Genomic DNA, 13,389 nt, shown 5'->3' with positions numbered 1-13,389 from the left:
CACAAAGTTTTATCGACCTGACAACTATGAACGAAGAAACAAAATACAATAAACTCAAGGATATTATAAAGGTGTATCTGCCCGAAGATGTTTCGGTAGATGCCATTAATTTAGAGAGCAATTTTATAAGTGAACTCAATATAAATTCCGCTAATTTGGTGGACATTGTACTGGACGTTGAGGACGAGTTTGATATCATGCTCGAAAATGACGATATAGACCAAATGCAAACGGTAAAGGACGCACTTTTCATTATTGATGCAAAACTAGAAACCAAGTAAAATGATATCTGATTTCTGGAGTTGGTCGAAACCTAAGTTATTAGCAGACAAGCGATTAATTGCGCTGTATTGTATTGTTTATTTTAGTTGGGGAATGGTTATGAACTGGTTTGGAGCCACGGTTGAAATTGCCAAATTCACCTATTGGTGGCAAGTAATCACTTGCTACATTTTATATATGGTTCCCGTTTCTTTATTGCTTAGGAATCTCCCTTTTCATACCCAATATGCTTACGGACTTGTGGCTATGGGTTTTCTGGAATTTGGTGGGTATTATTTTGAAACTTCATATGCCTACCCAAACAATCTTATGGACCAGTTCTTTGGTATCCGGAACTTTAGTTTAGGCATGGCGTTGTTCTTTGCCCTGTATTTTCCTTTGGGCAATTGGGCCGTAGAAAAGCTGTACAAAAGCCTCTTTAAGCAGTCTTAACGTTCAATTGAAACCTTTCTTGGTTAATTCTCCGGTTCTATTTCTTCCTTTTTCTTTTCAGGAATCAACAATGAGGCTGCAATCCCGGAAAGCAACGCTACCGATATTACCGCTAGGGATAACCATTCCGGCAATTCCACTTGATGGGAAAACAACATTTTAAGTCCCACAAATGCTAAAATAACCACCAAACTGTAATTGATATAACGGAACTTTTCCAACATTCTGGAAATCAAAAAATACATGGACCGTAGGCCTAGTATGGCCAAAATATTGGAGCTAAAAACAATAAATGGGTCGGCTGTGATGGCTAAAATAGCGGGAATACTGTCCAAAGCGAACAACACATCCGTAAGCTCAATAACCACTAAAGCTACGAAAAGGGGAGTAGCGGCACGCAAACCTTTCAGTCTTACAAAAAAGTCATGCCCGTGAAAGTCCGATGTTATCGGATAAATTTTTCCTATTTGCTTGAATATCCATGAATCCTTGGGTTTAAAGTTTTCGTCATCGCCCTTAAGCATCTTAAAAGCCGTCCATAAAAGGAACACCCCAAAGACATAAATAATCCACTCAAATTTGGTAATCAGTGCCACACCAAAGAGAATCATCAACCCTCTAAAAACAATGGCCCCAAGAATACCCCAAAAAAGCACCCGGTGTTGGTAGAGTGCGGGAATTTTAAACGCGGAAAATATTACGGCAATAACAAATACGTTGTCTATGCTCAGGGACAGTTCTATAAGGTAACCCGTAACGTATTTTAGAACCGCATTATTTGGGGTTAGATTGGTAGGGTTTTCCACCAGACCTTGACTAAAGAGCCAGTAAATGACCCCACTGAATGCCATGGCCGCGGACACCCAAACGGTAGTCCAGATGGCGGCTTCCTTGGTTTTAATAACGTGTTCGTTCTTGTTAAATACGCCTAAATCCAGCGCAAGAAAAACAATGATCAAAGCAATAAAAAGAATCCAGACCCACATATAATGCATTTTTACGCCTGCGAAGATACTTCATTTTCACACTCGTTTCAGGCGCATTTGCAAAAGCCTTTGATTCAATTCAAAAGAAGCGGAATTTAGAATGTTTTAATTGCCCAAATCAAGTGTTAAGCTCACATTTACCTTATTATCTTGGCGTTCTTTTTTAATGTCAATTCCAAAATCCGATGAAAATAGAGTAGTGGTCCCCACGAGTTTGGAGGCCTGTTCCGTAAAGTTGAAGCTAATGGTTTTAGCGGTTCCTTTCAAGGTAAGTGTTCCGGTAACGGTAAACCCGTTGCTTGTTTTGGTAATTTGGGTACTTTCAAAAGTAATAGTGGGATAGGTGTCCGCATCAAAATATTTTCCGCTCTTTAAGGACCAATCCCTGAGGAAATTCCCTGTTTTAATGGTTTCCACTTGTACGGCGCCTTTGAAACTGGATTCCGTTATACGGTCTGGATAAATTTTGGAAGAAGATTCAAACCCGGACAAACTGCCTTCAACATCCTTTGAAATAAAATGAAAGGTAATTTTTGCCGAAGTAATGGAAACCTGGTCCTGTGCCTGAAGCGAAGCATTAAAAAATAAGAGACCAACAATAAAGAGTAGTATGAATTTGACACGCATGATAATCAAGGTTTGGAAAATAAGTTAGTATAAATTACCGATAATATGAACAAATTTATCGCTGTAAACGGAATCTGAGGTGCAAAATAGTACTATTTTGGGTAAATCACTATCTTTATAAAAGAACTAATATGAAGTAATTATGAAAAACCCCCTTTTTATGATAGCTGCCTGCGTTCTTGCAGGTACATGCGGATTGTCTGCACAAGAGATCAAAGAAAAAAAATCTGAGATCACAAAATATACGGTCATGGAGCGTTTTGAGCCCAAAGCCATTCTAACCGTAGAGGAGCGCACGAAATTAAGGGAAGAACGGATAGCTAAAACAGAACGTAGACGTGAAATATTGGATACCTTGGATATTTCCGAACGAAAAAGACAACGATTGCTTGAGGATTTGATAACCGAGCCATTTTCTAACCGGTTGAACCGGACCATGGCCGAAATTGAATTTGAAGACGAAGAATAAGAGCAAAGACCACCTAAACTAGAATACCTTCATGGAGCGCACTGCTTTATGAGGGTATTTTTTTGCTGTTCACTTCACTTTTTGACCTTTTAAGCTGAATTTTAGCTAGTTCCAGAAGTAAAAATTGAGTCCCTTTTGGTCTGAAATGAAATTTTAACACCCTTTAGCATTGAAAAATACGATTTTGAGCAAACTATGTTATTGGTGAATTTTTATTGCTGAAAGACGGTCATGAACAACTAGAACCCAGTAGTTTAGCTGTTAATAACTTTTGGATAAAAACTGAAATTGGACTGATGACATAGTATAGCAAAGAACATTAATTTAATGTTAAAGTCTGATTATATGATAGTTAAGTCTAAAATTGTAGGATTTTTTTTATAACTTAGAGTAACACAGTTTATCTCAACAACCCAAAATCCTGCACCTATGACAACAACTCAACAGCCCGCATCAAGAGTAGAGGAAAATGACAAAAATGCTATTGTCGTAAGACTCGAACGCAACCAAAAAGATTTGGTACAATTACGGACCAAGCTCAATTCTTACCGTTGCGAACCAAAAACCTATTCACTTTATGAACGAATAGAAACCTTACGGACTACAATGGATTCCTTAACCCATTCTAACCGTGAGATCATTAACTCCTTAAAAGACACCCGTAAAACCGTAAATGTTCATTTGGAACGCGCTAAAAGACAGCTTACGGAATTTAGAAGATTAAATGACGGTGTGGCCGAATACCTGGACATTTGCACCAGCCACTAATACTTTATGTAGTTGATTTTTAAGCAAATGTAAATGTTAAGTTAATTAATTGTTTGTAGTATTTATCTGCCTATTTGTAGTGTATCTTTGACGACGGTAAAATCAAGGATACACTATAGATTAGGTTTGATATGGAAGGAACATTTACGAGGCAAGAAGACATTCAAACCACGGAACTACAATTACAAAGATTAGAACGAAATTTAAAGGTTGTAGCGCAGCTGTACGCCAAATTATGTTCTTATATGTGTGAACCGCAAACGTATGACCAGTTCATGCGTTTGGATGATTTAAAAGCCGAAGCCCGAATCTTACGGGATACCAACATAAACATTAGCCAAAAGTTACGTCAAGACCCAAATGCCTCAGCGCGTTGTTACCGTCTCTTCTTAAACTACGTACAAGGCTTTGATGTGTTCGTAAATGACGTGGACCGTTACGTAAAGAGCGTATAACATTTTATTTTAGTTGCAATTGGTTTGAAGGAAAGAATAGTGGGTTTAAAATATTCTATTTTACATAATATAAGTTATAGTACAGATTGGTTTATGTTGTAAAACGGCGCATGCTTGCATTTGATATAATATCAGATATGAGGCCTTTAGGTTCATATCGGCAGATATTATGTCAAAGCCGTTTTGCTGGAATGTTTATTCATATTCGTAAACGATAATTATTCTCGATGCTTGTTTATTGCTTTTAAAGGAGTTCATGAACCTCGTACCTCGGTTTCATTGCCTTATGAGAAGAAAGTTTTTAGAAATAAAAAAATAAAAAAAGATTGTAACAACTTTGCCCGCGCACCATCTCGGTGAAATAATAGAGATTTTTAATCTTCATTAGTATATCGTAACCAAAGCTCAAATTACTTAACGCGGTACATTATGAAAAAAAATGTTCTATAATCCGTCATTAAATCAATTAGCGATAAGTTATTGCAAATTTTCACAGAATGTCCTCTACTTCTTTATAATTCTTTGATTAAATGATTCTTCTGTAGTTTCTATACGAACGGAGTAAACACCAGATGCCCATCCGTCCATATTTAACATAAGGTTGCCGTTAACTACTTCAACAGTTAAACTAGTTAAGAGTGTACCTATATTGGAAAACAGTACTAACTGTGCATTACCAGAATATGGAGTTGGAAGGGCAATCGTAATATCTCCACTCTCTATGGGGTTTGGAAATAGTATTACACGACTATCTATATTTGGTGTTTTTAGACAACCATCAGCTTCAACAGTACTCCCAAGGGGTGTTTCTGAGCAAATGTCAATCGTATTTTCGACCCCATCGCCATCAATATCATCATCACATGCATCTCCTAAACCATCATTATCAAAATCAGCTGTATCAAGCTCAACGATAATAATTTTTCTTTCTTCTGTACATCCGTTAGCATCCTTTACTATGACTGAATTTTCGGATGGACCTAGGATATCAAATATGTTATTAGAAATAAAAGCAGAGCCGTTTATGCTGAATTCATAAGGTGCTGTACCCCCAGAAACAATAATTTCTAGACTACCATCATTTGTCCCTTTACAAGAAACATCGGTTTTTGAAATATTGAGAGTTAGCACATTAGGCTGATTTACTGTTATGCCCGTTGCAGTTGCCTCTTTTGAATTATCATCGACGATAAGAAGGCTATAAACACCAGCAGCAATATCATTAAAGGTACCTTGTAATTGTGTCTTAACTAATGTGTTATTTGAATCTAACAGATTATATGTATAGGGAGCTGTTCCACCTATTGCTTCCCCCTCAATAATTGCATCAGTCAATCCATTACAACTAATTGAATTTATTAATGTTGCCGTAGCGATTAAAGATTCACTATTATCGCAGACATCGCCTATCTTGCTGATTACTATTGGGGTTTCATATTCAAAAGAGCAATCATTGTTTTTAATAATTAGATTATAAGACGAAGGGGCCAAGTTATTGAAGATTGAATTATTTTGAAAAGTAATACCGCCATCAATTGAATAACTTAGTTCATCATCGCTCTCAGTGAATGTGCTTTCATTTAAAATATAATTGGTATTGAATAAAATATCCTTATCTCCATCATGATCTAAATCTTCAGACATTACTAGGGTATTATTCCAAGAACTCAGATTTAAAAACTCACTTTCATTTTGCGAAATAACCCTAATTTCAAACAACTGATTCTCTTGATTTTGAAGAATAGACACGTTTTGTTTTGGGTTTAAAATAATATCCAAATCTCCATCCATATCATAATCATCAACATCAAAATATGTGATATCTATTTCTTTGATTAAAATATCAGTAAAATTTAAATTGCCATCATTTTTTAAAATTCTAATTTCTTCTAGGTCAGGCGCAGAATAAAAAATATCATAGTCATTATCTTCTTGATAATCTTCAACCAAAAAGAAGGTTACATCAATATCAGAAATTAAGAGATGACTTTCAAAAATTTGATTTCCATCATTTTCAAACCAATAAATACCACCCAAGACATCATCACTTCCTCTATTCTCCGTTGAAACTACAAAATCTATATCATTGTCATTGTCAAAATCAATCGGAATTACTTTTGTGATTTCAGATATACCGGTAAAAATCTTATGTCTAGTGAAATGGAAATAACCTAATGAAAAATCTAGTGTGTTTTCATGCCAAGCCAATTCATTATATTGACTTGCTTCTGTAATTATATCTAAATCACCATCTAAATCTATATCCACTGAAATTGGCATGGGGCTGTCAAAAGCGCCTACAAGATTCATTTCTCTTTTCTCGAAATTGAATTCTCCATCATTGACAACTACATACTCCCCATCACCAAGATTTATAACTAAATCATTGTCTTTATCATTATCAATATCCATTGGAAATACACTTTCTATACTTTCATCAAACCATGGTAAAGAAGTTAAAAAGTGTCTAAAAAATTGACCATTTTCTAGATTTTCGTACCAATACACAACATCGTTATCTCGACTATCATCTACGCCAATAATATCAATATCACCATCATTATCAAAATCAGTATAATTAGATGCATAATCACCAATGTGAAATACTTCATCAAACACAGAATCGGTTCTTTTTAAACTTGTAGCATTGACTGCAATTTTACCATTGCCGTCATCACAAAATTCGGAGTCCGTAATATCAATACTAATTACACTGGGCTTATTTTCCGTCAAATTAATTGGATTATTAGCGAAGCCAATTGTAGATGAATTTGATATTTCCCGAGCTACTACTTGATATTGGCCAATACCTAATTGATTAAATACATTGCTCTCTTGGAAGGTAATGCCTCCATCAATAGAAAATTCATACTTAAACGTATTGGATCGGGAACTACAAATAGCTGTAAACCAATAAATATTATAATCATCAAAATAAACAGGTTCATTAACACCGTCCAAATCGACATCAAATATTTCAAAATAACGGGTTACGCCTTCTACGGGCTTTAGTTCCTTTCGTATAAAGGTGTTATTTATATCATTTATATAGGTCATATTGCTTGGGCCTGCTCCGATGATATCAATTTTACCGTCTATATTATAATCAACAATCTTTAATTCATAAAAATATAGGTTTGTTTCACGATAAACCGTTATGCGTTCGAAGTTTCCAAAACCGTCATTTAAATGAAACTCCACTCCACTAGTTGTAGTGCCTTGTCGATACAAAAGAAATATATCTTCATCCCCATCGCCTTCATAGTCAAAGACTTTAATGTCTATAATATCTCTATTTATAAAATCTAAAAGTATCCTATCTGTATAATTTCCAGAACCATCGTTTTCTCTTAATTCTACAAGTTCATCATCAAAATTGTTAGTAGTTATTCTAAGACGATCTATATCACCATCATTTTCAATGTCAATTTTTTCAAATTTCGGAGAAGCCAATATAGACGAAACCTCGACAAAGTATTCATCTGAAGCATATAGGGCAAACTCTGTGAATGTTTCGTTTTCTAACAAATAGTAAAAACTCCAAGAACTTTGTTTAGCAACTACGTCAATATCGCCATCATCATCAATATCAGAAAAACCAATTTTACTAGTTCGTGTAATTGAATCATCAATAATTATTTCATTATACTGACCATTACCAATGTTAAAAAGAACCGCAATCTTTTCGGCGTTGGCATATAATATATCTAGCTTCCCATCTTGATTAATATCTGCTGTAGTATATGCGGTTATTTTAGTAGTAGACTTTAGAATGGATTGATAATTAAAAATATCTTCGCAGGTTGATCCTAATGAACGTAAATTAATCGCAATTCGACCATCATCGGAAGAACAATTAGTTGGATTCAAAGACGAAACAACAAGCTCTTGATTGGTCTGTGAAATGGAATGAGATAATAATAAAAAAATAAAACTAAAGGAGAGTAAGAATCTTTTCATTAGGCATAGTAAACACTTTTTGAAATTGACTTCAAAAAGAAATTTTAGATTAAAATTAACAATCTCGATTGCCACTAAAATAGAAAATATATATGGGTGCTATTGATAATTAGTTACATATACGACGAACTAGTATAAACTTAGGATGAATTTAATTTGATTCTTAGTTTTGATATAGTAAATGTAGTATCCCGTTCCATACACACATTACCCTCCCCTTCTATCGTCGGATTTAAGTAATTATTTAAAGACAGACCATTGCTTATATTCTTATTTGAATAAAGTTTTTATTCCATCTTTCAGCTGGAAAACAGAGTTCACCTCGTTAACTTCTAGCGGTTTATTAAAAATTACAAGCTCATCCATAAAGCCAATATAACCAAGACCCATCATTATTTTACCTTTTTCAGGGTCCCAAGTGAAAGGATCATTAATAGCTTTTATTTCACCTTGTAACTTACCGTTTAAGTATAATTTAAATTCAGACTCTGTTTTTGTATTTACCTTGGAAAAAACCATTGCAACGTGCGTTCAATTTTTTGACTGAAACGGAGATGGGTTTACTGTAACTGTGCGCTTATTCCAATCAGTTTCATCACTATCATTATTAGGGTCCCACACCACCAAATCACCCATGGCTCCGTATCTAAACTGTCTTGGATTATGATCTGTGAAATCTACCCACAAGCCTGCATCACTCCATTTAGAATCTGTAATACAAATAGGATCACAATAATAAGGCGGAAGTTCTTTATTGGGGTCTAATCGTAACCAAAAAGATATAGTGCCGCTCCATGATGTAATGTTGTAGCCTACATTTTTATAGGCCTTATAAAATACAGCAGAAGTTTTTGCTGCTTTAAAGTGCATTGCATCTCCAAAAAGTCCTTTCCCCTTTGCTATTACAACATTAGCATCGTTTAAACCTTTTGTAGTGTTTACTTCTTCTTTATAATTTTCAGCTGTATATATATTTGCATCACCAACGGCAATAGTTGCAGCTGCTTTACCATCAAAAGAACTGTAAAAAAGGACATGCTCCTTTAAAGCACTATTTTGCGAAAAAGTGGTGTTGGTGACTAGTAAAAATAATAACCCTACTGCGGATAAAAGACGCTTTGTTTTCATACTATTTTGTTCATTATAAAATTCATGCTAAATTTTTTACACTCCATTCACTAGCTTTATATGCATGAATCTTTCCAGTATCAAATGTGGGAATTGGAGAATCTATTTCTGAAACTAGAATTGGCAGTTCTGTACAGCCAAGAATAACACCTTCTGCGCCCTGAACTTGAATTTTATTTATAATCTCAATAACTTTTTGTTTTGAAGCTTTTGTGAATTGTCCTTTTACCAATTCATTATAAATAATTTCATGTACTACCTGCCTGTCATTTGTTTCAGGAATTATGACTTCAAGTCCAAAATCATTTATTAAGGTCTTGGTATAAAAGTCCTTTTCCATAGTAAATTTTGTGCCTAATAAACCTACTTTGTTTAAATCTAAGTCGCATATAGCCTCACCAGTAGTGGTAGCGATATGTAAAAAAGGAATAGTAATATTTTGGGTGATATAATGACTTACTAAATGTATGGTATTCGTACAAAGTAGAATAATATCTGCTCCGGCCCTTTCTAGCTGTTGCGCCGCTAGTTTCATAAGTTCTCCAATAGCCTTCCAATCACCTTGAAACGTTAACTTTTCAATTTCTGAAAAATCTACAGATACCATAATAACTTTTGCTGAATGTGAGCCTCCTAATAAATCTTTTACATTAATATTTAAAAACTCATAATACAGTTTTGAGGATTCCCAACTCATACCACCTATTAATCCTATTGTTTTCATACCTGTCTTTTGGACAAAACTAACTAGATGATAAACACTGAATAAGAAAGTAATTTGAATACTTTTGAGGTTATGGTTGAAATTTTCTCAACTACATTGCTCTAAATAGTCTTGTATCTTTGACCTATGGAATTAAAATATTTCAGATTAATAAAAACCATTGCAGAAGAAGGTAGTCTTGCCAATGCTACTGAACGCCTCTTTTTAACGCAGTCAGCTTTAAGTCATCAATTACGTGAGTTAGAGGAGCGATTAGGCTTTAAGGTTTTTCATAGAACAAGAAATAAATGGGAATTGACCCAAGAAGGCACTGAGCTTTATAAATTGGCTAACAAACTGTTCAACTCCATAGAAGAGGGTTTTAGCGCTATAAAACATATCAAAGAAGGCTCCAAAGGTACGATTAAATTGAGTGCTGAATGTCAGTCTTTTTTTCATACTATTCCCTCGTTTATTCAAAAAATGGGTGTGCTATATCCTGAGATAGACATTGATGTAACACTTGGAGCAACACTTCAAAGCATATCACAAGTATTATCTGAGGATATAGACATAGCAATTGTAACTTCAAAACCTGATTCTGAAGACCTTTCAAGTATACTAGTTTTTGAAGATGAAGTTTTTGCGATTATGCATTAAGAAAACCACTTGAACAAAATGGATTACCTAGATGCAAGCTATTTTGAAAATGTGCACTTGTTGATTAATTCTTTTCCTTTGGAAGGTGTTGCCGTTTATGAACAATTTCTGAAACCAAATAAAATAAACCCAATCAAAATTTCTGCAATTCCGTTTACTGAAATTACATTATCAATGATAAATGCCAATATGGGTATTATGTGTGCTCCAAAATGGCAATTAAGACCTTATAAATTATCAAAAGAATTGATATTTAAGCGTATTGGTAAAAATGGTTTAAAACGAAAACATTACATGGTTGTTAAAAAACAACAGCGGAATAAAAAATATATTCATGATTTTATATCAAGTTTTGAAGAGGAATTTTTAATGTAAAAAACTTTATGGCTTAAAGCGCCCCTCCTTGTATTCCAAATTCAGTAGTAGATTCTATTACCACCTTAAAGCCTTTGTATGTTTCCGGCAGCGTATTTTTTACCTCAGTTAAGGAAGCAAAAACCGTTATACAGGGTTTACCGTCATATTCTCCTTGGGCCACGCCTTCAATTCCGTTAAGGTGTAACCAAGATTGTATCTCTTTTAAAGCGTCTTCTATGTTCATGGTTATGTTATTATAAAATTAGTATTTGTTGTTTTTATACAAGTGCAGCCAAGCTCCTCATATAAAGATAATTAAAACAGAGCGCAATTGTAAAGCTCAGGGTAAACTAGATGTCACCCTGAGCTTTTTATTCAATGTTACTTCTAAGCGACCATTCACATTATATTTCCGTTACTCTTACGCGCAACATGGATTGCACATATAAAATGTTGTTCACTATGGTTCTTGTTGCGGAGCCAGCAAACAAAAGCCCTACGGCACCTTCATTGGTGTCGCAAACCAAACTTCCGGAGTCGCCACCGGCGCTCATATCCGTGGTTATTATCTGACGGCAAAACTTGGCTATTCTTCCACCTCCATAATTTACATTAACGGTTGCGTTAATATTGGTCACCTTGCCCGTAGTAAAGCCTGTAGTTCTGCCTGCCTTTTGCACAATGTCTCCTACTTTTGGCGCTGTGTATAGACGTTTAACATGTCCGCCCCAATAGATTTCCCTGTTCAGATCTTGCAGATTGCCTTCTGCAATAGCAGCATCTACATAATTACAAGGTGCATTGTCTCCATCAATAAATTTGATAGGAATATACCTGCTCAACCTTGCGATAACATCTTGCGGATATTTTCCGCCATCATAAGGCCCTGGCTGAAGAATAGGGTCTCCAATACGTGCATCATTACTATTGGCCAACACGTGATTGTTACTTAAAATGTAGTAACTGCCCGGTTTGCTCGGGAACGGAGATAAATCATAACAGCAGGTTCCTAAAGTTCCTGCGGTAATTTTATAATGTCCCACACTAAAGCCACCCATTGCAGGGCGAATTCTTCTTGTTAAAGAAGGGACAAACCCATTGGCTTGAGCAACATCCCGGGTTTCGGGCTCTACTTTTTGTGCTTCTTTTTGAGCTTCGCAATATGCGTTACCCGCAAACAAGGTGCCTACTTCCACCACATCTGTTTCGATTCCGCCAATTTTTTGATTGACCAAATCCTTCTGTGTTAATAAACTGGGGTCCAATTTATGGGTTACAAGTACTGAAAGTACAGGCTTGTTAGTTTCCACCCCATTCTTTACTTTGTTCCCAATGGCAACTCCTACCACGTTTGACAAACTAAGCAACTCATCTTGATGCTTGCTTTGAACGTCTGCAATTTTTAACGACTTTTCATCTAATGTCTGATTAACCATAACATTTATTTTTATGCCATACTATACACTCCCAGCGCTAGGTTAGCATGACGATTGTTTGTACGATTTACTTTTATCTTAAACCGCTGGTATTTAAAATTCAAAATGAATACTGCTGGGGGATGGTACTGCTCGGGGAGATATTGTCGGAGGAAAGTACGGACTGACAGCTGTAAAAAATCAGGAAAGCTTTTTCAATACCGTGAATTATAAATCATTAAAAGATAGAATGACTTTTTCTTTATATGACCACAACAAAAGTAAATGTAATCAATTGCTTATGAGCTAAATATGTATGAGTTGCTAGGATTTATGTATAGATTAACAATAGCATAAAACCGTACTTAGTACACTCCGCTCCCCTAGTTGGTTCGCATGATAAGTGTCTGTTTACAAGTTTAGAATGGCTTTCTAGAAGTGTTCGTTTCTCCAAAGTCACTATCGGATTATAGCTAATCTTAGGATGCCTGACATTCGTCTCAAATTCAATAATACAATCTGAAATCTAGCAATTTACAGACATTGTAATGTCTTTGGTGAAGCTCTTCAACTACCTCAAACATATCATCATCTTCTTTAAATAAGTTAAAGAATACTTTATCCAGATTGGCACTGCTTATACCGTTAAAGACGTTACCGTAGCCAGAGATGGCTTTAGCATTGGTGATGTCCAAGAAATATTGTGCTTCTTCTTCGTCCAGATCTAGGATTTTTGCATTGGAAAAATGTAGAATCTTTCCTTTTAACCGGCCTTCGAACAGTTCTGCAATTTCCTGTAAACTGTAGTAATACCCATTTAGGCAAATGCTATTGGCTTCTCCCGCCATAACCAAATAGATAATCTCATAGTCCTTAAAATTATGGTCATCTAAGACCAGTGCGTTTAAGCTGTCTTCTAGGCCTTCTATAGTGTCGCAGGTTTTATAGATGCTAGCAATACCGTATTTCATGGCCAGTTGCTCCAGTGTTAACTGCGTTTCGGTAACTTTTGGGGAATCTATATCTTCTACTCCCTCTAAACAGTACACAAAATGGTCTTCATCTAATGGTTGTTCTTGGGGCAACTGAGGTCTTTTCTCTAGCAAGCTCTTGAATTTAAACTGGGTGAACGAAACGCAAAATTAAA

The 13,389-nt window shown here is 35.4% G+C and carries 16 protein-coding genes; 7 read left to right on the top strand and 9 right to left on the bottom strand.

Annotated elements, in window-relative coordinates:
- Positions 1-26 precede the first annotated feature (26 nt).
- Together SJY45_RS03870 and SJY45_RS03865 are read left to right on the top strand one after the other, a co-directional pair.
- Positions 27-281: an acyl carrier protein gene (locus tag SJY45_RS03870; protein WP_400073344.1), complete on the top strand. Its 255-nt coding sequence runs from the start codon at positions 27-29 to the stop codon at positions 279-281.
- Between the two features lies 1 nt (position 282).
- Positions 283-714: a hypothetical protein gene (locus tag SJY45_RS03865; RefSeq protein WP_400073343.1), complete on the top strand. Its 432-nt coding sequence runs from the start codon at positions 283-285 to the stop codon at positions 712-714.
- 23 nt (positions 715-737) lie between these two features.
- Here the strand turns inward: SJY45_RS03865 and SJY45_RS03860 are convergent, their stop codons facing one another.
- Positions 738-1,700 (bottom strand): TerC family protein, encoded by a 963-nt coding sequence (locus SJY45_RS03860; protein ID WP_400073342.1) that lies wholly within the window; start codon positions 1,698-1,700, stop codon positions 738-740.
- Between the two features lie 105 nt (positions 1,701-1,805).
- Complete coding sequence (locus SJY45_RS03855) at positions 1,806-2,327, bottom strand: YceI family protein (protein WP_400073341.1); 522 nt, start codon at positions 2,325-2,327, stop codon at positions 1,806-1,808.
- A 142-nt stretch (positions 2,328-2,469) separates the two neighbouring features.
- On the opposite strand from SJY45_RS03855, the gene SJY45_RS03850 reads away from it, so the two are divergent.
- The 3 genes from SJY45_RS03850 to SJY45_RS03840 all read left to right on the top strand — a co-directional run bounded on the left by SJY45_RS03850 (position 2,470) and on the right by SJY45_RS03840 (position 4,019).
- Positions 2,470-2,796, top strand: coding sequence for a hypothetical protein (locus tag SJY45_RS03850; protein ID WP_400073340.1), 327 nt, complete (start codon positions 2,470-2,472; stop codon positions 2,794-2,796).
- 429 nt (positions 2,797-3,225) lie between these two features.
- Positions 3,226-3,564, top strand: coding sequence for a hypothetical protein (locus SJY45_RS03845; protein WP_215440420.1), 339 nt, complete (start codon positions 3,226-3,228; stop codon positions 3,562-3,564).
- A gap of 131 nt (positions 3,565-3,695) precedes the next feature.
- Positions 3,696-4,019, top strand: coding sequence for a hypothetical protein (locus SJY45_RS03840; protein ID WP_400073339.1), 324 nt, complete (start codon positions 3,696-3,698; stop codon positions 4,017-4,019).
- Between the two features lie 504 nt (positions 4,020-4,523).
- Here the strand turns inward: SJY45_RS03840 and SJY45_RS03835 are convergent.
- The 4 genes from SJY45_RS03835 to SJY45_RS03820 form a co-directional block, all read right to left on the bottom strand.
- A complete protein-coding gene (locus tag SJY45_RS03835) occupies positions 4,524-7,979 on the bottom strand; it encodes an FG-GAP-like repeat-containing protein (RefSeq protein WP_400073338.1) in 3,456 nt (1,151 codons plus the stop codon).
- A 270-nt stretch (positions 7,980-8,249) separates the two neighbouring features.
- The gene (locus tag SJY45_RS03830; protein ID WP_400073337.1) at positions 8,250-8,498 is read right to left on the bottom strand and encodes a hypothetical protein; all 249 of its coding nucleotides are present in this window, start codon (positions 8,496-8,498) and stop codon (positions 8,250-8,252) included.
- Between the two features lie 12 nt (positions 8,499-8,510).
- Complete coding sequence (locus tag SJY45_RS03825) at positions 8,511-9,107, bottom strand: hypothetical protein (protein WP_400073336.1); 597 nt, start codon at positions 9,105-9,107, stop codon at positions 8,511-8,513.
- Positions 9,108-9,129: 22 nt separating this feature from the next.
- On the bottom strand, positions 9,130-9,831 hold the full coding sequence (locus SJY45_RS03820) for an aspartate/glutamate racemase family protein (protein WP_400073335.1): 702 nt from the start codon (positions 9,829-9,831) through the stop codon (positions 9,130-9,132).
- 126 nt (positions 9,832-9,957) lie between these two features.
- Between SJY45_RS03820 and SJY45_RS03815 the strand changes: the two genes are divergently transcribed.
- Together SJY45_RS03815 and SJY45_RS03810 are read left to right on the top strand one after the other, a co-directional pair.
- Complete coding sequence (locus tag SJY45_RS03815) at positions 9,958-10,470, top strand: LysR family transcriptional regulator (protein WP_400073334.1); 513 nt, start codon at positions 9,958-9,960, stop codon at positions 10,468-10,470.
- Between the two features lie 18 nt (positions 10,471-10,488).
- Positions 10,489-10,845 (top strand): hypothetical protein, encoded by a 357-nt coding sequence (locus SJY45_RS03810; RefSeq protein WP_400073333.1) that lies wholly within the window; start codon positions 10,489-10,491, stop codon positions 10,843-10,845.
- Positions 10,846-10,858: 13 nt separating this feature from the next.
- Here the strand turns inward: SJY45_RS03810 and SJY45_RS03805 are convergent, their stop codons facing one another.
- The 3 genes from SJY45_RS03805 to SJY45_RS03795 form a co-directional block, all read right to left on the bottom strand.
- Positions 10,859-11,071, bottom strand: coding sequence for a hypothetical protein (locus tag SJY45_RS03805; RefSeq protein WP_400073332.1), 213 nt, complete (start codon positions 11,069-11,071; stop codon positions 10,859-10,861).
- 160 nt (positions 11,072-11,231) lie between these two features.
- Entirely contained in the window at positions 11,232-12,263 is a 1,032-nt protein-coding gene (locus SJY45_RS03800; protein ID WP_215440402.1) for a S1 family peptidase, read from the bottom strand.
- Positions 12,264-12,748: 485 nt separating this feature from the next.
- On the bottom strand, positions 12,749-13,348 hold the full coding sequence (locus tag SJY45_RS03795; protein ID WP_400073331.1) for a DUF6642 family protein: 600 nt from the start codon (positions 13,346-13,348) through the stop codon (positions 12,749-12,751).
- Positions 13,349-13,389 lie beyond the last annotated feature (41 nt).

Origin of the sequence: Zobellia russellii (assembly GCF_044597075.1) — a bacterium.
GTDB classification, from domain to species: Bacteria; Bacteroidota; Bacteroidia; order Flavobacteriales; family Flavobacteriaceae; genus Zobellia; species Zobellia russellii.
This window is presented reverse-complemented; position numbering and strand designations above follow the sequence as displayed.